This is a genomic window from uncultured Arcanobacterium sp. (genome assembly GCF_947253055.1).
Classification (GTDB): domain Bacteria; phylum Actinomycetota; class Actinomycetes; order Actinomycetales; family Actinomycetaceae; genus Arcanobacterium_A.
Map to the genome: position 1 here is coordinate 1 of NZ_CAMXYE010000022.1, position 18,100 is coordinate 18,100.

General features: G+C 50.8%; 18 protein-coding genes. 14 read left to right on the forward strand and 4 right to left on the reverse strand.

Annotation, left to right across the window (positions count from 1 at the left end; translation table 11 throughout):
* The 9 genes from Q0X35_RS02510 to Q0X35_RS02550 all read left to right on the forward strand — a co-directional run.
* On the forward strand, positions 1 to 753 hold a 753-nt coding region (locus tag Q0X35_RS02510), incomplete at its 5' end, for a penicillin-binding transpeptidase domain-containing protein (protein WP_297565001.1).
* A gap of 170 nt (positions 754 to 923) precedes the next feature.
* Entirely contained in the window at positions 924 to 1,226 is a 303-nt protein-coding gene (rpsF, locus tag Q0X35_RS02515; RefSeq protein WP_297565004.1) for a 30S ribosomal protein S6, read from the forward strand.
* 14 nt (positions 1,227 to 1,240) lie between these two features.
* The gene (locus Q0X35_RS02520; RefSeq protein WP_297565006.1) at positions 1,241 to 1,783 is read left to right on the forward strand and encodes a single-stranded DNA-binding protein; all 543 of its coding nucleotides are present in this window, start codon (positions 1,241 to 1,243) and stop codon (positions 1,781 to 1,783) included.
* Positions 1,784 to 1,951: 168 nt separating this feature from the next.
* Positions 1,952 to 2,188 (forward strand): 30S ribosomal protein S18, encoded by a 237-nt coding sequence (gene rpsR / locus Q0X35_RS02525; RefSeq protein WP_073995742.1) that lies wholly within the window; start codon positions 1,952 to 1,954, stop codon positions 2,186 to 2,188.
* Between the two features lie 14 nt (positions 2,189 to 2,202).
* Positions 2,203 to 2,652 (forward strand): 50S ribosomal protein L9, encoded by a 450-nt coding sequence (gene rplI, locus Q0X35_RS02530; RefSeq protein ID WP_297565010.1) that lies wholly within the window; start codon positions 2,203 to 2,205, stop codon positions 2,650 to 2,652.
* Positions 2,653 to 2,892: 240 nt separating this feature from the next.
* Entirely contained in the window at positions 2,893 to 5,499 is a 2,607-nt protein-coding gene (locus tag Q0X35_RS02535) for a YhgE/Pip domain-containing protein (RefSeq protein ID WP_297565012.1), read from the forward strand.
* Positions 5,500 to 5,700: 201 nt separating this feature from the next.
* Positions 5,701 to 6,636, forward strand: a complete 936-nt coding sequence (locus Q0X35_RS02540; RefSeq protein WP_297565014.1) for a hypothetical protein — start codon at positions 5,701 to 5,703, stop codon at positions 6,634 to 6,636.
* A 28-nt stretch (positions 6,637 to 6,664) separates the two neighbouring features.
* Positions 6,665 to 7,027: a YbaN family protein gene (locus Q0X35_RS02545; protein WP_297565017.1), complete on the forward strand. Its 363-nt coding sequence runs from the start codon at positions 6,665 to 6,667 to the stop codon at positions 7,025 to 7,027.
* Between the two features lie 142 nt (positions 7,028 to 7,169).
* The gene (locus Q0X35_RS02550) at positions 7,170 to 8,591 is read left to right on the forward strand and encodes a sodium:alanine symporter family protein (RefSeq protein WP_297565018.1); all 1,422 of its coding nucleotides are present in this window, start codon (positions 7,170 to 7,172) and stop codon (positions 8,589 to 8,591) included.
* Between the two features lie 148 nt (positions 8,592 to 8,739).
* Here the strand turns inward: Q0X35_RS02550 and Q0X35_RS02555 are convergent, their stop codons facing one another.
* Complete coding sequence (locus Q0X35_RS02555; RefSeq protein ID WP_297565020.1) at positions 8,740 to 9,420, reverse strand: uracil-DNA glycosylase; 681 nt, start codon at positions 9,418 to 9,420, stop codon at positions 8,740 to 8,742.
* 233 nt (positions 9,421 to 9,653) lie between these two features.
* On the opposite strand from Q0X35_RS02555, the gene Q0X35_RS02560 reads away from it, so the two are divergent.
* The 3 genes from Q0X35_RS02560 to groL all read left to right on the forward strand — a co-directional run bounded on the left by Q0X35_RS02560 (position 9,654) and on the right by groL (position 12,610).
* Positions 9,654 to 9,923 (forward strand): DUF3263 domain-containing protein, encoded by a 270-nt coding sequence (locus tag Q0X35_RS02560; protein WP_297565023.1) that lies wholly within the window; start codon positions 9,654 to 9,656, stop codon positions 9,921 to 9,923.
* A gap of 120 nt (positions 9,924 to 10,043) precedes the next feature.
* Positions 10,044 to 10,667: a LytR C-terminal domain-containing protein gene (locus Q0X35_RS02565; RefSeq protein ID WP_297565024.1), complete on the forward strand. Its 624-nt coding sequence runs from the start codon at positions 10,044 to 10,046 to the stop codon at positions 10,665 to 10,667.
* Between the two features lie 323 nt (positions 10,668 to 10,990).
* Positions 10,991 to 12,610, forward strand: a complete 1,620-nt coding sequence (groL, locus tag Q0X35_RS02570; RefSeq protein ID WP_297565027.1) for a chaperonin GroEL — start codon at positions 10,991 to 10,993, stop codon at positions 12,608 to 12,610.
* Between the two features lie 127 nt (positions 12,611 to 12,737).
* Here the strand turns inward: groL and Q0X35_RS02575 are convergent, their stop codons facing one another.
* Positions 12,738 to 14,129, reverse strand: a complete 1,392-nt coding sequence (locus Q0X35_RS02575) for a hypothetical protein (RefSeq protein WP_297565030.1) — start codon at positions 14,127 to 14,129, stop codon at positions 12,738 to 12,740.
* Between the two features lie 117 nt (positions 14,130 to 14,246).
* On the opposite strand from Q0X35_RS02575, the gene Q0X35_RS02580 reads away from it, so the two are divergent.
* Entirely contained in the window at positions 14,247 to 15,071 is an 825-nt protein-coding gene (locus tag Q0X35_RS02580; RefSeq protein ID WP_297565033.1) for an SDR family oxidoreductase, read from the forward strand.
* Between the two features lie 11 nt (positions 15,072 to 15,082).
* Positions 15,083 to 15,967 carry a 1-acyl-sn-glycerol-3-phosphate acyltransferase gene (locus Q0X35_RS02585; RefSeq protein WP_297565036.1) on the forward strand — a complete coding sequence of 295 codons (885 nt, stop codon included), beginning with the start codon at positions 15,083 to 15,085 and terminating at the stop codon, positions 15,965 to 15,967.
* A gap of 76 nt (positions 15,968 to 16,043) precedes the next feature.
* Here the strand turns inward: Q0X35_RS02585 and Q0X35_RS02590 are convergent, their stop codons facing one another.
* Together Q0X35_RS02590 and Q0X35_RS02595 are read right to left on the reverse strand one after the other, a co-directional pair.
* Positions 16,044 to 16,763: a PspA/IM30 family protein gene (locus Q0X35_RS02590; protein ID WP_297565039.1), complete on the reverse strand. Its 720-nt coding sequence runs from the start codon at positions 16,761 to 16,763 to the stop codon at positions 16,044 to 16,046.
* Positions 16,764 to 16,836: 73 nt separating this feature from the next.
* On the reverse strand, positions 16,837 to 18,100 hold a 1,264-nt coding region (locus tag Q0X35_RS02595; RefSeq protein WP_297565042.1), incomplete at its 5' end, for a hypothetical protein.

Sequence of the window (18,100 nt, forward strand, 5' to 3'; positions counted from 1 at the left end):
ACGAAAGAAACTGCCATAAGTATGGGTCTTTCGGCAGATACTCCTGGTCTAGATGCCAATTTAGGAAATGTGCTCGGCTCGACGTCGGTGACGGCAGAAGAGATGGCGCGTTCCTATAGCGTGGTAGCAAATGGCGGAAAATTGGTGACGCCACACGTCGTAAAAGAAGTGCGTGACGCAGCGGGCAATGTAATTTATGAAAGTCCGAAAGCAGGTGAGCGGGTAATAAAATCCGAAGTGGCCAACGAAGCTACCTATGCTTTGCGTTCTGTATTTTCCGCGGGCGGCACGGCCAGTGGTCTCGGGGGATATTCTCGCTCTTTCGCTGGAAAGACCGGCACTTCGACCGGGCCGGTATCAGCTTGGTTTGTGGGTTACACTCCGCAAATGGTGACGGCAGTAAATATGTTCCAGCAAGGAGAAGATGGTTCGGAGCAGGTGCTCACCAGTTTTGGTGGGGTAGGCACAGTGTTCGGCAGTACTTTCCCAGCGGATATTTGGTGGCAATATACGAAAGTGGCTATGGCGGATATGGAGAAAGTAGAGTTCCCGCAGATTGCTGCTGAGCGCCGCAATAAGCACCGCAATATTCCGCGGCCAACGCCTTCCCAAGAAGAGCAGCAAAACGATCAGCAGCAGAACAATCAGCAGCAAAACGATTTGCAGCATCAGCAGCAGGGTTCTTCATCGCATTCTGATTCGCCCGGGCCTGGCGATCCTAGTGAGCACTCGCATACCAATAATCCGAATTAGTCGGGAGAAAATCCATCCGCCGGTTAATGAGCGAATTGCCGCCCGCCGGGTAATGAGAAATACACTATATATCTAGATTTTTTATGAGCTTTTCCGGTAGGCTGGGCTCTTGCATGACTCTCCTGTCACGGAAATACCGTGACCGCGAAGACCAGAGGAGGTAGGTGTTAATGCGTCAATACGAGATGATGATTATCCTCGATCCAGAAGTAGATGAGCGTAATCTGAGTAAAGCACTCGAAAAATTATTGGCTGTGGTGCCGGCAGAAGGCGGCAAGCTAGATAAAGTTGATGTGATGGGCCGCCGGCGGCTTGCCTATGAAATCAACAAGAAGACGGAAGGTATCTACGTAGTGGTATACATGAGCGTAGAACCTGCCACCGCGCAAGAGCTAGATCGCCAGCTAGGGCTGAACGAAACAGTGATGCGTACGAAGCTGCTGCGTTATGAGCCGCAGAAAGCTAGCGAGTAAGCGCAGGAGGAAAAATGGCGGGAGATCCCACGATTACTATTGTAGGTAATCTTACTTCTGATCCGGATTTACGCTACGTGGGTTCCGGTGCGGCAGTGGCTTCCTTTACGGTGGCTTATAATCCGCGGAAGTTTAATCGGCAGACCAATCAGTGGGAAGATGGCGAAACCATGTTCTTTAACTGCTCGGTGTGGCGGGAATATGCGGAAAATGTAAATCAGTCACTTTCTAAAGGTATGCGCGTAATCGTGACGGGGCGTCTTTTCATCCGGACCTATAAGCGCAACGATGGCTCTACCGGCACGTCTGTAGATATACAGGTAGAAGATATCGGGCCGTGTCTCCGTTTTGCGACGGCGACGGTGAGCAAAGCTGCCAATGGCAGTGGCTTTGGTGGCGATTCGGCATACGGCGATAGTTCTTTTGGCAATAATTCTTTTGGAGCGGCGGGTGGCTTGCAAGGGCAAGTACAGCAGAGCGCTCCAGCTGAGGGGGCTTCCTACGATCCGTGGAACGAGACTCCACCAGCTGCTTCGAATTCGACAATGCCTTTCTAGGCGGCATAGGTTTTCGAAAAACTCAGCTTTCTAAGCAATACAGCTTGCCGGTAGGAATGAGCCGGTAAAAATAATTTTTTGTAAGCGCTTTGATTTAAATGCAGCTAAGCCCGAAATTTAGGGGTGGGCGAGCTAGAAGCGCAAAGAATACGAAACGAGGATAAATAAATGGCAAAGCAAGCTATGCGTAAGCCACGGAAAAAGCCCGTAGCTTACAAGAAAATTAAAGTAGGCCATATTGATTATAAAGATACCGCTACGCTGCGGAAATTCATCTCTGATCGCGGCAAGATTCGCGCTCAGCGAGTGACGGGAGTATCGGTACAGGATCAGCGGCGCATTGCGCGCGCAGTGAAGAATGCCCGAGAAATGGCTCTTTTGCCTTACTCGAGCTCTAATCGCTGATAAGGAGGCCAGGAATGAAACTCATACTTAGCCATGATGTAAGTAATTTAGGTGTAGCCGGCGATGTAGTGACGGTGAAAGACGGCTATGGCCGCAATTTCCTGATTCCGCGCGGTTATGCGGTGGCTTGGACGAAAGGCGCGCAGCGGCAGATAGACCAGATGGCGGCGGCGCGGCGGAAGCGGGCTACGCAAGATATTGAAGCTGCACAGGCGGCTCGGGAAGCTTTGGAGGCTGCCCCTATCGTGATTCAGAAAGCAGCTGGCGCAAACGGGCGGCTTTTCGGAGGCGTGAATACCGCGGATGTGGCGAAAGCAGCTTCGGAAGTGGCTGGAAAAGTTATAGATCGGCGGGAAGTAAATCTTGCTTCTACGATTAAGTCGGTAGGTGATTTTACGGGAATCGTGAAGCTGCATGAAGATGTAGTAGCGAATATTAAAATTTCCGTACAGCCAGCCAAGTAGTCTTTTGGTTCTAGTTCGGCGCCCAGAGGGATTCCTCTGGGCGCCGAATTTTTATTTACTTACTAGCTTTTTCTGAAGGTATTTTTGAAAATTAAGGTATTTTTACAGTAGGCATGGTAAGATTCATCTATCGTATGTCTGCGGAATCGATGTGGATTGCACAGATAGGTGGTCAAAAGGTTGCTGGTTAGGCCGGTAAATCTAGATGACCGCGATTAATAGTTAGAGAAGGGATTATTGATGTCGGAGAGTAACATCAAGAAGACTTCGTGGCGTACCATTCTGGGAATGATTCTGCTGCCATTATTGGTACTGGGAATCTTCGTCGGTTTAGCCACGTCTAACGCCGCGCCAAAGGGGGCAATCGTAAATAACGATAAGCCTGCCATGGTAGCTGGCGAGAAAATGCTACTCGGCAAAATGGTGGCCGAGGGAATGATTGAAGACCCCAATATCGCTTGGGAAGTAGTAGATAAAGGTACTGCGGAGAAGGGCCTCGCCGATGGCAAATATGCGGCGATGGTGACTATTCCGGAAGATTTCACTTCTGCTGCTGCTTCTTTCACCGATATGAAGGGTTCTAAGACTAAGCAGTCGGTACTAGATATTCGCGTAAGCGATAACACTACTTTGGTAGACGGCTTAGTGGCACAAATAGTGAATAGCGTAGCCACCGATACGGTGAATACCGAATTGACAAAGGCTTTTACAGCTGGCGTATTTGATGGCTTTAATGAGATTTCTGATTCCTTTGTGCTGATGGTAGACGGTACTAGGCAGCTGGCAGACGGCAGCAAGGAGCTGAAAGACGGTACGAAAGAGGCTTCTGGTGCAGTACCGGAGCTAGTAGATGGTCTTAATCAGCTCAATGATGGTGGTAAAGAGCTTTATGCCGGTACCGGTGAGCTCGCCACTGGTGCTAAGCAGCTGGATGACGGCGTAGGAGAGCTTTCTGCGGCGGTAAACGATAAAGATGGCTTAGTAGATGGTGCGCAGCAACTGGATGCGGGTGCTGCCCAACTCCTAGATGGTTTGCAGCAGTTGAATGGTCTGATGAAGGCTGATGAGAATGGCAATGTACTGAATGGTGCGGCTTCTGGTGTACAGCAGATTGCCGACGGTTTAGCTTCCATCAAAGATGAAATGGGTGCCGTAGCCAAGGTAAATATCAATGATCCGGCAGCTGTACAAGCTAATGAACTCACCAAGCAATTAATGATGGGTATGCTTTTCCAGCCCGGGGAAGGTTTAGTGCCGAGCTATAAAGCTCAAATCGACGAAGTTCGCAAGAGTGTAGAAGGCCAGACTGGCCTAGTTCCAACAATTACCAATAAAGTAGCGGATATTCTGGAAGCGAAGATGGTCACCGGTATTACTAATGATCCGGCATCTTTTATTCCTACTGCTGAGCAATTTGCGAAGTTCCAAGAAGAGCTTTGCCCCTTGCCAAGTCCTTTTACTTTGGCTCTCGATTCTTCTGATAAAGCGAAGAAGAAGTATGCAGAGTGCCATTACAAGTTGGCGCAGCTCTCCTACGGCTTCTTCATGATGGGTGCCACCAACTTTGCAGGCGGTATCGCTACGGATGGTCTGGATGAATCTGGCAACCTGTTGCCGGCGGATTCCATTTGTAAGATTACCGGCACAGATTCAGCTGGCAATCCAATTATGGAGAGCGTAGATCGCCCCGGTCAGCCTTGCTACACCGGTGGATTGAACCACCTAATCAAGGGAGCGGCTGACCTCAACGCGGGTATGAATTACGAGAAGCAGCCGATACTGCTTACGGGTGAAGATATTAAGCACCCGACTGGGCAAGTAACGGGTACTACTCCGGCGTTGAAAGACCTGAATCCGAATGCGAAGCCGGAAGATACTCTGGCTGGTGCAATCAATTACATCGCTACTGATCCAGAGACCATGCCGGCTCTGAAGGCAGGCTTAGATCAGTTGGCTGGTAAAGACGGCGTGCTCGCTCTGAAAGACGGCGTAGCGCAGCTGAAAGCAGGTACTTCGCAGTTGGCTGGTAAAGATGGCGCATTAGCTTTGCAAGATGGCGCTCGCCAGATTTCCGAAGGTCTGCAGCAAGCTGCTCCCGGAGCAGCTGAACTCAGCGCCGGCTTAATGCTCATTGACGATGGAGCTGGTCAGCTCGCTGACGGCAATAAGCAACTGGCGGATGAAGTAAAGAAAGGCAGCGGTGAAATCCCCTCCTTCACCCCGAAGGATAAGGAAATTCTCTCCAAGGCTGCTGCCAATCCGGTCACTAAGCAAGATGTAGTCACCCCCGGCACTTTCGCCATGGTAGGCGTCTTGGTAGCTTCCCTCCTCTGGGGCGCTGCGCTAATTGCTTCGGCAGGTGCAAGCCGCCGGCAGATTGTAGCAGCCGCTGGAATCGGTGGCTGGCTCTCTAGCCTCACTACTCCGCTAATTGTGAACGGCATCCTCGGTGCAGTACTCGGTGTAGTAGCTGGCCTTATCGGTGAGGTAGGCGTTGGTGTGATGGTTGGTATGGCTTGCGTAGGAGCAGTCGCTGGACTTTCCTTCGTATTCCTCAATCACGCTCTAGTCGCTTGGCTCGGCAATATTGGGCGGGCACTGGCAGGCGTACTGCTCGGCCTCACCATCGTGATGGGTATTACGGCTGGCACCTCTGCTTGGGTGCGCGGGCTCGGAATACTTTCGCCGATTGAGAATGTGGCGGATCTCCTCCGTGCCTTCATGGCAGGCGGTTCAGTAGGCGGCTTAATGCTCGGTATGCTGATATTCGGCGTCATTGGCGTGGCTGCTTCTGCAGCTACTGCTCTCCGCAAGACGCCGGCAGCTCCGGCTTCTGTGGTGGCCTAGAAAGCAAATAGGGAGAGCATAAATCCCTAACTAACTAGAGGCGGGCACTTCTTAAGAAGTGCCCGCCTCATTCTATTGGCCGCACTCTACTGCCATTATTTTGCGGCCTTTGTTTGTATAGTTTGTCTTTTTACATATGGAGTTAGGCATTAACTTTCGGTAAAAGCCACTAAATTTCTTTTAATTAACTATTCTGGAACTATGCGATTAGGTGTTCTTGATATTGGTTCTAATACGGTGCATGTCTTAGTAGTCGATGCACATCCCGGCGCTCGCCCTTCTCCGGCTGCCGGTGACCGTTCTGTAGTGCGGCTCATGCAGTACCTCACGGAAGAGGGAGAAATCAACGAAGCTGGCCGCGCCGCGTTGCGCACTGCTGTGCAGAAAGCCGTAAACTTCGTACAGTCTTTCGGAGTTGACGATTTTATCGGGATGTGCACTTCGGCGCTGCGGGAAGCAAAAAACGGCCCAGAGACTATTGCCGAATTAGAGCAAATATCTGGGATTAAGCTAACGGTACTGAGCGGTAAAGAAGAAGCCGATCTCACTTTTTTGGCGGCGCGGCGCTGGCACGGCTGGGCAGCCGGTAGATTACTCGTGCTGGATATTGGTGGTGGCTCTTTCGAAGTGGCCTACGGCTTAGACGAAGCTCCCGAATTTTCCACTTCTCTGCCGCTGGGAGCGGGGCGGCTTACTCATACCTATTTACAGCACGATCCGCCTACCCTCGCCGAAATGGAAGAATTGCGGGAATACATAAAAGAAGAAATGAAATCGCTAAAGCAGATTGTAAAGCAACTGCCTAGCCCCGATCATACGGTAGCTACCTCCAAGACTTTCCGCTCTTTAGCGCGGCTAGGTGGGCAACTAGTCGCTGTAGTCGGGCCGCAGGAGCGCCGCCGCCTCACCCGCGTGGATCTAGAAGACTGGACCGGGAGGCTCTGGAAAATTCCGGCGAGCGCGCGCCTTGAACTCCCGGGCATTACTCCAGAGCGTACCTACCAAATTGTGGCAGGTGCCGAAGTGGCGTGGCGAGCAATGAAGACCCTAAAGGTGCGCACAATTGAAATTTGCCCGTGGGCACTGCGTGAAGGGGCGATTTTGAATTATTTAGATAAAGAATATCCTTTCAATTAATTTCTTTATCAATTTCAAAAAGAGGCGTATGCGCATAATTTATTTAGGAATCGGTTTTCTCGCTCTGGGCTTGGGCTGCCTAGGAATCGCCCTGCCGGTACTTCCTACCACTCCGTTTTTATTGCTTTCCGCTTTTTGCTTCGCGCGCTCTTCACAGCGTTGGTACAATTTTCTGTACGAAAATCGGGTATTTGGCAAATACTTGCGCGATTATGAAAAGCACGAAATGAGTACTGTTAATAAAATCCGCACCCTGCTACTGATGTGGGCAGGCATGATTTTTTGTATGTGGTTGCTAGATTTTCACCTGCATTTAACTATCTTCCTCACCTTGGTGGGATGCGGCGTCAGTATTCACTTGTTGCGCCTGCGCAACCCAAAAAATAAATAAAGTTTTCCGCGGCTACGGTTCATACTGTGAGCGGAACTAGCATATTACGGGAAAACTACGTACGCTTTTCTTGAAAGTGGCTGTTTGCAAGCCATGCGATGTAAAAATAACTCGACGCAAAAGAAAATATAAGGAGATACCGGTGGAAGCACTTGCAGCAGGAATTTCCCAGGTAGCAGATTTTATTACTCTCTACTGCACAGTCTGGATTTTGATTGGCACAGGGCTTTATCTCACCTGGCGCACGCGCGCCGTACAGGTGCGGCTGTTTAAGCACATGGTAAAAGTGGTATTTTCTTCGCGGGGTGGCGCGCGTGGCGGTATTTCTTCCTTCCAGGCCTTCTGTATTTCGCTAGCTGCCCGCGTAGGAGTCGGAAACGTATTCGGAGTAGCTTTGGCACTGCTAGCTGGAGGCCCGGGAGCTATTTTCTGGATGTGGATAGTGGCTCTCGTAGGCATGGCCACCGCTTTCTTTGAAGCGGTATTGGCGCAGATATTTAAGATACGGGCGAGTGACGGTACTTTCCGCGGCGGACCGGCTTATTACATCAGCATCGGTATGCATTCAAAAGCTCTCGCCGTAATTTTTGCCATTATCACGGCTATCACCTGCGGTATCGTAATTACTTCCGTACAGTCCAATGCGATTGCTTCCACCATGATGAGCTCGGCAAACACTGATCCGATGCTCACCGCGGTGCTTCTCTTTGCTTTCGCAGCACCCATTATTCTCGGCGGTATCCGCTCGGTAGCCCGCGTCACCGAAATAATGGCTCCAGTAATGGCACTCATATATGTGGCGATGGCAGTAGTAATCGTAATTATAAACATCACCGATTTTCCCCGCATAATTGCCAGTATCGTACAGAGTGCTTTCAGCGCTCAACCGCTGGTAGGCGGCCTAGGAGGCGGAATACTAGCGGCGGTAATCAACGGTATTCAGCGGGGGCTCTTCTCCAATGAGGCCGGGCAGGGTACTGCTCCAAATGCGGCAGCTACTGCCACCGTTTCGCACCCAGTATCGCAAGGGTTAATTCAATCTCTCGGAGTTTTTGTAGATACCATAATCGTTTGTACGATGACGGCTTTTGTAATTCTTTCGGCAGGGCCGGAAGTGTGGAGCCGTGCAGATATCAACCCAGCGAATCTCACCACTTTCGCCGTCGCTCATGAGCTTGGGGATTGGGCAATAGTGCCGATGGCCTTAATGATTTTTGTGCTGGCCTTTTCTTCTATCATCGCCGCTTACGTATATTCAGAAGTCAATATCTACTTCGTGACTAAATCGAAGATTGCCACCTGGGGCGTGCGGGTAATTTCTATTATTTCGGTAGTAATGGGAGCGTTAATTTCTCTCGACGTAGTGTGGGCGAGCGTAGATATTGCAATGGCGGTAATGACCATCGTAAATCTGGTAGCGCTAATTTCTCTCGCCAAGTGGGGCGTAGCTGCGCTGAAAGATTATGAACGCCAGCGGAAAGCGGGGATTGCTGAGCCGGTATTTATCGCGGCCACGGCGCAGCTCCCGGAAGACCTCACCACAGGTGTTTGGGTGAAAAAATAAGCTCGGCTTGCGTGGATTGCCTAGTTTACGCTGATTACGGTAATTGTGTTGATTACGGTAATCTCGCTAATTTCGTGGCCGGTGCTGATAAATTCTTCGTCATCCACTAACTAATCCGTCATTTACTAATTAATCCGCCATTCACCAATTAATTTGCTATTTGCCAATTAATGGGTGTGGCACCTTGTTGTGCAAGAAGCTGATTTGCCCGGGAAAAGGGGCGGGAGCCGAAGAATCCGCGCCGCGCTGAAAGCGGTGAGGGGTGAGCAGAAGCAATCACCGGAATATCTCTCAGGAGCGGGCGCAGCTCTTGCGCTTGCCGTCCCCAGAGAATTGCCACTAAAGGGCGAGGGCGAGCGGCTAAAATTTTTATCGCTTGCTCCGTCACCGTTTCCCAGCCGATTCCACGATGAGAAGCGGGTGCTGCCGGGCGCACAGTCAATACTCGATTTAAGAGCAGCACACCTTGCTGACACCAGGAAGAAAGATCGCCGTGGGCAGCAGGGGGGATTCCTAAATCGCTTTCCAGCTCGGCGTAGATATTCTGCAATGAACGCGGCAAAGGGCGCACCTTTTTATGTACGGCAAAAGCTAATCCAATCGGATGCCCGGGAGTGGGATAGGGGTCTTGCCCCACTATCAGCACTTTTACTTTTTCTAACGGGTAGGAGAAGGCGCGCAGTATTTGCGGCGGAGCCGGAAGGAAATCCCGCCCGGCCGTCTGTTCGTTTTCTAAAAAATTCTCTAGTTCTTCTAGGTGGTTACGTAGCGGGGCTAGGGCCTCTGCCCAATCTGGGGCAAGCACTTGGTCAGCAGCTAGAATACGCATAGTTTTATTCTAGTATGATGGCTGCTCGGAGTGCGCGTGAGCATCTAGAAAATCTGCTTGAGTTTTAGGGTTTCGCCCAGGTATCTGGGAGTGCGCGCGAGTACCTGTGGAAGAAAATTTTTCGGAGGTGCTGAGTATTATAAAGAATGAAGCTAGTGCAGAATAGTGAAACTAGTACAGAATATAGAATAAAGCAGGATAGAGCAGAATGTCAGCATCGAAAAGGAGGGGAAATGGCCGAGACACCTCGGGGTACTCCAGCGGCGGCGAAGAAGCTGCAAGAGCAGGTGCTGCGTATTGAAAAAAGTTGGTGGAAAATAGCGAATACGCGCGAGCAGGCAATTCGTAAAGAATTGGGTATTTCTCCGCTGCGTTATTATATGATTCTTTCTAAGTTATTAGATGATGCAGATTTTTATTGGCAAGATCCGCAGTTGGTAGATAGATTGCGGGAGCTGCGCCGGGGGCGCTTGGCGGAGCGCGGCCAAGAAGGTGGCAGGTAGATTCAGCGAAATACGTGCAGAAATAGCTTAGAAATATAACTCGGAATATGTGAGTTGAAAAACTCCTCTAAAACGGGGCAGCATCGCTGTGAATATGGAAAAAGAAGGTAGGCTAGAGACGTGGCAGAAAATTACGCAGAAGATGAATTTGACCGCTTAGCAGAAGGCAGAGAAGCGATTGGTGCGCATCGCCGCCAGCCGCGCGTGAGTGCTTGGACGCTGTGGCTAATAGCTATATTGATAATTTCGCCCATTGTCGGTATCGTCGGCGGGCAAATACTCAGTAACGATAGCGATGTGACGCGTAATTTGAGCAGTTCGCACTCTTCTGCCCAAAGCAAACAAGCTGAGGCAGATAAGAAAGCCGCTGCTGAAAAAGCCGAAGCGGAAAAGAAAGCGGCAGCTGAGAAGGCGGAAGCGGAAAAGAAAGCGGCAGAGGAGAAAGCCGAAGCAGAGCGAAAAGCTGCCGAGATTCAGCACGATACCTTAGTGCGCGTACTCAATGGGCGCGGTGTGCAAGGCTTAGCGGCCGAGCAGGCAGATATTTTGCGCACTGCTGGATATACCACGGTACAAGCCGATAATTACCGCTCCAGTGTTCCTGCCGATTCTACGGTCTACTACGGCACCGAAGATATGAAAGCCACCGCGGAAGACGTAGCGAAGCAGCTGAAAATTACGCAGGTGCAGATGGATTCGGATGCCGTAGGTGGAGCAGGCGGAGTAGCAGTCGTTATTCGGTAATTTTCCAGCAGAGCATTTTTGAGTTGAGCTTTACTTGGATTAGTGCTGCATAGATTGGGGAATTTGAATACTTCCTCGAGCAAACTTGAGCGGCATTGACTCAAATAAATTTGCTAATGGTGAACATTTTTTCACAAATCGTCTTTTAATCTTGCACTCGCGCGGGAAGAGTGCCAGAATCTAATTAGCACTCGGAGATTGAGAGTGATAATTTCCAGCCGATGAGGAATTATGAAATGCGAGATGTGAACGCAGCACATGATTCCGTCCGTCGCGGGCATCAGCTGATTTTAATCAACTCCACTAGGAGGAAAATTTAAGATATGGCAAAGTTAATTGCATTTGATGAAGAAGCACGGCGCAGCATGGAGCGGGGATTAGACCTGCTTGCAAACACCGTGAAAGTCACCCTCGGACCTAAAGGCCGGAATGTGGTGCTGGATAAGAAGTGGGGCGCTCCCACCATTACGAATGACGGCGTTTCCATCGCAAAAGAAATTGACCTCGATGATCCTTTTGAAAAGATTGGCGCGGAGCTAGTAAAAGAAGTAGCGAAGAAGACGGACGACGTAGCCGGAGACGGCACCACGACCGCTACGGTACTGGCGCAAGCACTGGTAAAAGAAGGTCTGCGCAATGTGGCTGCCGGAGCTAACCCTATCGCTTTACGCCGGGGCATCGATATGGCAGTAGAAGCAGTAGTAGAGCAGCTGCTGAAGAACGCAAAAGATGTAGAAACTAAAGAAGAGATTGCCGCTACCGCTGCTATTTCGGCAGGCGATAAAGAAATCGGCGAGCTCATTGCGGAAGCTCTCGACAAGGTAGGTAAAGAGGGCGTAGTTACCGTAGAAGAGTCCAATACTTTTGGTACTTCGCTGGAGCTTACGGAGGGTATGTCTTTCGATAAGGGATATCTCTCCCCCTACTTCGTCACCGATCCGGAGCGGCAGGAAGTATCGCTAGAAGATGCCTACATTCTGCTCGTAGAATCCAAGATTTCCAATGTGAAAGATTTGCTGCCGCTGCTAGAGAAAGTAATGCAGAGCGGGAAGCCGCTAGTAATCATTGCGGAAGACGTAGAAGGCGAAGCCTTAGCCACTTTGGTAGTGAATAAGATTCGTGGCACCTTCAAGTCCACAGCTGTGAAAGCACCGGGCTTCGGTGATCGCCGCAAGGAGATGCTCCAGGATATGGCTATCCTCACCGGCGGGCAAGTAATTTCGGAAACTGTGGGGCTCACCCTCGAGAATGCCGATTTGGATATGCTCGGTAAGGCTCGCAAGGTAGTGATGACCAAGGACAACACCACGATCGTAGATGGTGCCGGTAAGGCAGAAGATATTGAAGCTCGGGTACACACCATTAAGACGCAGATTGAAAACTCTGATTCGGATTACGATCGGGAGAAGCTGCAAGAGCGCTTGGCGAAGCTCGCTGGCGGTGTAGCAGTGATTCGCTCTGGTGCAGCTACGGAAGTAGAGCTGAAAGAGCGGAAGAACCGTATTGAAGATGCGGTATTGAATGCGAAGGCAGCTGTAGAAGAAGGAATCGTAGCGGGCGGCGGCGTGGCTTTGCTGCAGGCGATGGATGATGTATTCCCCTCGCTGAAGCTGCAGGGTGACGAAGAAACCGGCGCCAATATCGTGCGCGTAGCCGTAACTTCTCCGCTGAAGCAGATTGCAGAAAATGCTGGCCTAGAAGGCGGAGTGGTAGTAGAGAAAGTACGCTCACTTCCGGCCGGCCAGGGTCTGAATGCTGCTACCGGTGAATACGAAGATTTGCTGGCTGCGGGAATCAATGATCCGGTGAAGGTGACCCGTTCGGCGCTGCAAAATGCAGCCTCGATTGCTGGCCTCTTCCTCACCACCGAAGCAGTAGTAGCCGACAAGCCGGAACCGCCGGCGGCACCTGCTGCTGGTGATGACGCTGCCGGAATGTACTAAAGCTTTCGGCATAGTCTTTGACTAGTTTCTAAAAGACCGCAGAGTCGTTTATCGACTCTGCGGTCTCTTTAATTCTGCAGGTATTTTCTGCTTCAGATATTTTATAGGTGACGCTATAGGTGGCGGCCTAGTAATCAGGTGCTTCTTCCATGGCGTGCACCGGCTCAGCAGAAATTTCATCAGGAGTAGCCGCTGAATCTACCAGTGCAGAAGCAGGGCGTACCTTTGCTGGCGCTTCAGGATTCTTCACTTCATCTTCCGCTGTGGCGGCCTTTTCCGCTTCGTTCCCTAGCTTGCCACCAGCAGTTTTAGGAAGTCCCGGAGAAAAAGCATCGTCGAGATTCTCCATCGACGAGCGCGGAGTTTCGGCTTCTTTAATTGCTGCTGCTTCTGCCCGCACCACTTCTTCACTCGTAGCGTCTTCGAAAATATACGCCGGAGCATTTTTCTCCGCACTGCCTGCTTTTTCTATTCTTTCTACTGGCTCTGCAGTGTTTTCGCTTGCAGTGGATGCAGCGGATGCGGCAGTTTTTATGCTCTCTACTGGCGCGGTGCTCGGCGTAGCCTTTGGTAAAGCCGGATTCTCGCTAGGTGCCATCTCTGCGTTCCCAGCTACTTGTTTCACTGCTGCGGTAGGCACATTATTTTGGGTAGCTTCAGCAGCCGGCGCAGGCGTAGAAGCCGGCGTCTTTTGCTCTTTAGCTGTGGGCTGTGCGGTAGCTGTGGGCTGTGCGGCACTTTCTGCCCCCGTGGGAACCGAGAGATCGGGCGCGTTTTCTAATTCAGCTTGTAGGCGCTCTAATTCTGCACTTAGATTTTGCCGAGCTACGTTCTCCCACTGTGCAGCTAGAGGTGAAATAAAAAGTTGCGGGCGCGCTAAAAGCCGGCGCACAATTTCAATTCTTCCTTGGAGAAAATGCCCCAGCGGAATATGGGAGTATTCTTGGCGCAACTCTGCTAAGTACTTTTTATATTTTTGCGGCTCCACCGCCAGCGAGCCTAGATGGGCATCGCGCAAAGTCACTTGATCCATATCTATCGCCTGAAAAGCACCCGTTTCCTTAGTAGTTACCTGGGTGTGAGGGCGATTCTTCAAGCTAATAATAAGACCTTGCACAGCGGAAATGGCCTCTTCCGGCATTCCGAGTTGCTGCATTTTTTCCTGCGCTAAATATGCAGAAGCGATTTCGTCTTCTCCGCCGTTGCGCGTATAGACTTCCTGATTAGAAGTAGAAAATACGATTCCGTGGAACCAGCAGGCTAGACGCAAATAATCTGGGTGGGAAGTTTCAGAGGAAAGTGTATCTAGGCGCATCAACATATCTAGTAAATGGTGAATATCGTGGTGATACCTATCTGCTTGACACCAATCGCGCAGCAAAGCTAAGCAACAGGCTTTAATCTGCTCTTCATCTGCTTGTGCGCCGGCGTTCTTTGCTGCTCGGATAAAATTCTGGATAACCCACTGCGGTACATCGTTAAGAGTAACGACGCCTCCTAAATCACGCATGAATGCCATACTATACCTAAAATGAGAAAAACCCGAATTTTTTAGCTATGAAAATACTTTGCTCGGTACGATTGGACATGCGATATATACTAGAGCCGAGTATGCAGGCATATTCCGGGAGGTACCATGGAGATCAAAGATCGGAAATTTTCTAGTCCGGTTTCGTTAGTTGCTCAGCCTTGGCAGGGTTGGGCATTAATCACCGGCGGTACTTCCGGTATCGGCTATGAATTTGCGCGGCAACTCGCGCAGCGCGGAATGAATATAGTGTTGGTCGCCCGCGATGAAGCAAGACTCCAGAGCTGCCGAGCGGAGTTACGGGAATCCTACCAGGTAGAATGTGAAATTTGTGCGGGAGATTTAGCGGATGCGGCCGCGGTGGCAAAAATAAAAGCGCGACTTTTGGCGGCAGAAAATCCGATAACTGTATTCGTCAATAACGCCGGATGCGGTCTTTATGCGCGTCTGAGCAGCACAGACTATTCTGAGATTCGCCGTGCTGCCGAGATAATGGGATTGGCACCCATGGAGCTAGGCGGGGCAGCAGCGGTGGCGATGAAAGAGCGAGGAGCGGGAGTAATTATTAATACTTCTTCTATTGCTGCCTTGGCGCCGATGGGAGCTTATTCCGCAATTAAAGTTTTGTTGAAAAATTTCTCTGATTCGCTCAGCCTAGAGTTACAAGGCACCGGCGTACAGGTACTTACTTTCTTACCGAGTTGGGTACATACGGAATTCCACGCGCGTACCGGAGTATCTAATTCTTCGATTCCGAACTGGGTGTGGAAAAACCCAGAAGAAGTAGTGGCAGAAGCCCTCGCGGGAGTAGAAAAGGGTAAGAATACGGTGATTCCGGCGCGGCGAATTAGAATGGTGGCTTTCCTGGCTAAGCATCTACCGGATTCGCTCGTACGCAAAGCTGCCCGTAAACTCAATAAAGGCCGCCGATGAAAAGGGGAAAAATGAGTAATTTTCGCTTCCAAGAGCCGAAATCTTTAACTGCTGGGCTGCAGGATGCTGCAGAAGATGTAGAGAATGTAGAAGATGTAGAAGATGTAGATACGCTAAACCCGGAAGAGTCTGCCTTGCCGGCTTATCTCAGCTCGCCGCGCCGACGTCTACGCGCAGCCGTGCGCCGTTTTTGCACTTCTCCGCTGATTAATCTCTTACTTAGCCCCGAGGTATATGGAAAACAATATGGGGAAGAATTATTGCAGCTGAGTGCCGCTTCTCCTTTTCCCGGTGCCTATATAGTGGTAGCTAATCATTCCTCGCATCTCGATGCGCCGATGCTCTTTGCCCTTCTTCCCTCGGAAATAACGGCTCGGCTCGCCACCGGCGCGGCAGCTGATTATTTTTATAAAAATCGCGTAGTGGCTGCTTTGACGTCACTTTTCTTTAATACATACCCCGTAAAACGCCACCGCCAACCAGAAAATTCGGCCGCTCCGAATTCAGAAGTTTCGAATCCAGCCACCCCAAATCCGGCCGCTCCGAGCAGCGCTAATAAAAAAATACCGGGCTTTAGCGAGCAGTTGCTGCGCGCCGGAGTGCCGATTTTACTTTTTCCGGAAGGCACCCGCTCCCGCAGTGGAAAACTAGGTGAATTCCACTTCGGTGCCGCGGCTTTGGCTCAGCAGCTCGAAATCCCGGTATTGCCAGTGGCAATGCGCGGTGGGCGCGACGCGATGCCCGTCGGGGCAAAATTTCCAAAGCTAGGGAAAAATCCGGTAGAGATGCATATAGGTCAGCCGTTACTGGGGCAACCAGGCGAAACTGCCGCAGATTTCACCACTCGCCTCAAAGAAGCAATTGCCGCGCTCATAGACGCCGATATAGAAGGTTGATATAGGCGCCGATCTGGCTTCCGATATAGGCGTCAATCTAGATGCCGACTGAACCTAATAGAAAAATCCTTAGATTTCAGAGATCCTCTGACTTTAATTTTTCCAGCCGGGCAGCAACTTCAGCTTGCTCGGTGCTGTCTTCCAGCTCGGCAAATTGACTTTCCAAAGACGTGCTCACCACTTCTTCTCGCCCTGCCGCCACGGCTTCTTCGCGGCGAATCTTATCTTCAAAACGCCCTAGTTCCGAGGTAGGATCTAGCACATTGACAGCGGCAAGAGCATCGTGCACTTGGTTCTGTGCCTGCACTGACTTCTGACGCGCCACCAACTCATCGCGTTTGTTTTTTAGATTCTCTAGCTTGCCGCGCAGTGAATTTAAACCGTCTTTCAGTTTTTCTACTACGGCGCGCTGCGATTCAATTAAAGGCTCAGCTGCTTCTGCTTCTTTTTCCGCTTGAATTTGCCGCTCTAAAGCCAGCTTAGCTAAATTATTGAACTTCTCAGCCGCTTCGGCGTTGCCGCTCGCCTCCATCTCGTGGAATTTCTTTACGGCAGCTGCGGCCTTATTCCCCCACTCGGTGGCGGCGCGCAAGTCTTCAGCGTGATCTGCTTCAGCAAGGCGTAGATTTCCGATAGTCACCGCTATGGCATCTTCTGCCTCGGCAATAGAATTTGTATAATCGCGCACCATCTGGTCGAGCATTTTTTGTGGATCTTCTGCCTGATCGAGCAGGGCATTTATATTAGCTTTCGCCAGTTGCCCAATTCTTCCTAGAATCGATTGCTTCTCTGCCATGGTAGTAGACCTTTCCTGAAGTATTTTTACGTTTCCTATTTTACGGGAAATTTGCCCCTAGTGGAGATACTTCCTAGAATCCCTTTCTGCCGCCCGAGCCACCAAAGCTCCCCGAGCCGCCAAAATTACCTGAACCTCCGAAGCTCCCGGAGCCGCCAAAGTTTCCGCCGCCACCCCAGGTAGAGTTTCCAGAATTAAATATGCCATTGAAGATAGAGGAAAGTATTACTCCGGCTACCACCCCATCCATACTGCCGTTTTTAGATCCGCTATCGCCATTATCCGCAGCTGTTTGCACTGAATCCATGGCTGCTGCTAGGGCCTGCTGAGCTTCTTTTTGTGCAGTCTTATACAGTTCTAGCTGCTCAGATAGTGCTGCAGTTGCTGCCGCTGCCTGCGTTTGGTGAGCGCGCGCCAGCAGAGTACGCCCGCGATTATCTACTCCGGCGCGATGGCTATTAATAAAATCTTCCGCGGCTGCCAGCGCTTTTTCGCTCTGCGTTGCGGCACTTTCAATATGTGCTTGTAGCCGCTGGCGTGCCTCTGCTTCTTCCCGTACATTCTCCAGTGCGGCATCCAAATTTATTTCTGCGTTTTCCAGCTCTTCATTCAGCTCTAGCAAATCGATTCCGGAGTTATCCTGCACGGCTGGGCGTGCCTTCTCTAATGCCGTCTGTGCCGCCGCCTGCGCTTGTAAGATATTTTTCTCCGCCTGCGGTAGCTGATTGGCGTAGTCTACGTCTTCCTGCAAAGAAGCGATATTAGCCTTTAGCTCTGCCGCGGCTTTCCCGAGTTTTTCGGGTGCCGCTAGTAGCCGTTTTCGCAGTTTTTCTGCTTGCTGCAGACTCTCTCCGGCCATTCGCACATAAGGCACAGCGGCATTGTGCTTATTCTCCTGCAGTTGATTCTGGGCCTCGGCCAAGGCTTTTTCTCCCGCCTTGAGCAGCACCGTAATCTGTTTTGGGTAGTTGCGCAGCGGTGCTACTAAAGCTTCATTTCCACTACTCTCTAAATGAGAAATTTCCGCTTCTAAATGCGGTAAATCTGCCTGTACTTCTTTTAAACGTTCTGCCAATTCAGCGGCCTTTTCTCCAGCTTGTTCCGCCAAATCGCGCAGTTTCTGCACGGCGGATTCTTGTTCCTGTAACTCCGCAAGCGCACTATCTACTAAAGTTAAAATTTCGCTGTTCATCTGCCACTGCTGCTGGGGGCTCTCCGGATAGGCATCTCCGAGCGCCGTGCGCAGCGCAAAAGCTTTCTCTAATTTCTTTTGCGCGCTGGCCAGCGCAGCTGCGTATTCTTGCGTATCTTGTATGCCAAATTCGGCGCGCGCAAAT

Coding starts and splice junctions, on each gene's coding strand:
- Q0X35_RS02590 (WP_297565039.1), bottom strand. CDS start 16,763: ATGGCAGAGAAGCAATCGATTCTAGGAAGAATTGGGCAACTGGCGAAA.
- Q0X35_RS02575 (WP_297565030.1), bottom strand. CDS start 14,129: ATGGCATTCATGCGTGATTTAGGAGGCGTCGTTACTCTTAACGATGTA.
- groL (WP_297565027.1), top strand. CDS start 10,991: ATGGCAAAGTTAATTGCATTTGATGAAGAAGCACGGCGCAGCATGGAG.
- rplI (WP_297565010.1), top strand. CDS start 2,203: ATGAAACTCATACTTAGCCATGATGTAAGTAATTTAGGTGTAGCCGGC.
- Q0X35_RS02545 (WP_297565017.1), top strand. CDS start 6,665: ATGCGCATAATTTATTTAGGAATCGGTTTTCTCGCTCTGGGCTTGGGC.
- Q0X35_RS02585 (WP_297565036.1), top strand. CDS start 15,083: ATGAGTAATTTTCGCTTCCAAGAGCCGAAATCTTTAACTGCTGGGCTG.
- Q0X35_RS02535 (WP_297565012.1), top strand. CDS start 2,893: ATGTCGGAGAGTAACATCAAGAAGACTTCGTGGCGTACCATTCTGGGA.
- rpsR (WP_073995742.1), top strand. CDS start 1,952: ATGGCAAAGCAAGCTATGCGTAAGCCACGGAAAAAGCCCGTAGCTTAC.
- Q0X35_RS02555 (WP_297565020.1), bottom strand. CDS start 9,420: ATGCGTATTCTAGCTGCTGACCAAGTGCTTGCCCCAGATTGGGCAGAG.
- Q0X35_RS02520 (WP_297565006.1), top strand. CDS start 1,241: ATGGCGGGAGATCCCACGATTACTATTGTAGGTAATCTTACTTCTGAT.
- Q0X35_RS02540 (WP_297565014.1), top strand. CDS start 5,701: ATGCGATTAGGTGTTCTTGATATTGGTTCTAATACGGTGCATGTCTTA.
- Q0X35_RS02560 (WP_297565023.1), top strand. CDS start 9,654: ATGGCCGAGACACCTCGGGGTACTCCAGCGGCGGCGAAGAAGCTGCAA.
- Q0X35_RS02580 (WP_297565033.1), top strand. CDS start 14,247: ATGGAGATCAAAGATCGGAAATTTTCTAGTCCGGTTTCGTTAGTTGCT.
- rpsF (WP_297565004.1), top strand. CDS start 924: ATGCGTCAATACGAGATGATGATTATCCTCGATCCAGAAGTAGATGAG.